This window comes from Marinomonas phycocola (genome assembly GCF_047525455.1).
Classification (GTDB): Bacteria; Pseudomonadota; Gammaproteobacteria; order Pseudomonadales; family Marinomonadaceae; genus Marinomonas.
This window is the reverse complement of sequence record NZ_JBLIXL010000052.1, coordinates 1-1,217: the sequence shown is the minus strand read 5'-3', so window position 1 is coordinate 1,217 and position 1,217 is coordinate 1. Positions and strand designations below refer to the sequence as shown.

Genomic DNA, 1,217 nt, shown 5'->3' with positions numbered 1-1,217 from the left:
GATGAGACGAATAAACAATCGTTCAAGGAAGTGTTTAGGGTTCAAGCAACCAGCCGTAATTTTTAAAAACATGTGCTTAGTTGCTTGAAGTGAAAAGTGTCGCACTTCGGACTTGAATTCAGGCTAATGCATATTTCAAGGTTCATAATTTCTGGTATTGATCTGTTTAGATCGTTGGTTCTCGTAGCATTCCAAGCGATGTCGATTGCAGAGAATTGCCACTTGTTTCGCATCGTCATTTTCTATTTCTATAATCTGCAGTAATACTTTCCTAACTTGTGAATAATGTCTCTGCACCGATCAAAGGAATTATACGTAACAAAACATTTTTCATTACATCACTTTCAGCAGTAGTTATTTTTTTAGCTCTGCGCTCTTTCCATGATAGTGTTTGTATTAAACTCGAAGCAACAACGCAAGGTTTTTCAAGATTATGAATAGGTACCTCTGTTACATTGCCACGAATGCTAGTGCTAATAGGACAGCAAATTAACAGACCCGTGTTACTGTTATATTCTTTAGATGATAGTATAAACGCGGGTCTTAGTTTACCTATTTCTTTACCTTTTGAGGGATCAAAATCTAGCCAAATGATATCATTTCTTTCAGGTATGAATGCTTCCATTAAAAGAATTCCTTATTAGATATTGTTGCTAAATTATCAGCATGTGCTGTGTAAGCATCTAAATCTTTTAGTAATTCTGACTCAGAATAAGGAAATATTTTTTTTTTCATCTTAGCACTTTCAATAGTAATTACTTGTCCATCTATTTTTATTTCAATATCATCCCCTTCTGTCAGCCCTAGTTCTTTTATATAAACTGCTGGGATGATACTGCCAAGACTGTTGCCTATTTTTCTAATCTGATTACGCATATATGCTCCCTCTTGTTTAAACATTGTTATTACATTTGTAATTATACGTATTTTTATAGGAAGTGCAAACATTGTTATAACTTTATTTTTTTGTATTTTAATACAAACCACAATATCAAACTAACAACGATAATTTGGGATATGTAGAATACGGCATCTAAAAAGCTAACACCGTATCCTAGATGCAAGCTAACAAGGATACTCCCAAGAACCCAAAAACTCCTAAATTCAGATAATAAGTGCGACACTGCTAATCAGGTGTAGAAGAAGCCAACTGCTGAAGTTGGTACACTTCTTTTCACCACAAAACTAAGCAGTACCAACATGAATTATCAGCAGTT

Annotated in this window: 2 protein-coding genes; both read right to left on the bottom strand. The window is 34.3% G+C overall.

Annotated features, from left to right (window positions below; genetic code table 11):
• Positions 1-271: 271 nt before the first annotated feature.
• Positions 272-625: a type II toxin-antitoxin system PemK/MazF family toxin gene (locus tag ACMUMJ_RS16840; protein ID WP_414680007.1), complete on the bottom strand. Its 354-nt coding sequence runs from the start codon at positions 623-625 to the stop codon at positions 272-274.
• On the bottom strand, positions 625-948 hold the full coding sequence (locus ACMUMJ_RS16835) for an AbrB/MazE/SpoVT family DNA-binding domain-containing protein (RefSeq protein ID WP_414680006.1): 324 nt from the start codon (positions 946-948) through the stop codon (positions 625-627). The genes ACMUMJ_RS16840 and ACMUMJ_RS16835 overlap by 1 nt, the downstream gene beginning before the upstream one ends.
• Positions 949-1,217: the final 269 nt, after the last annotated feature.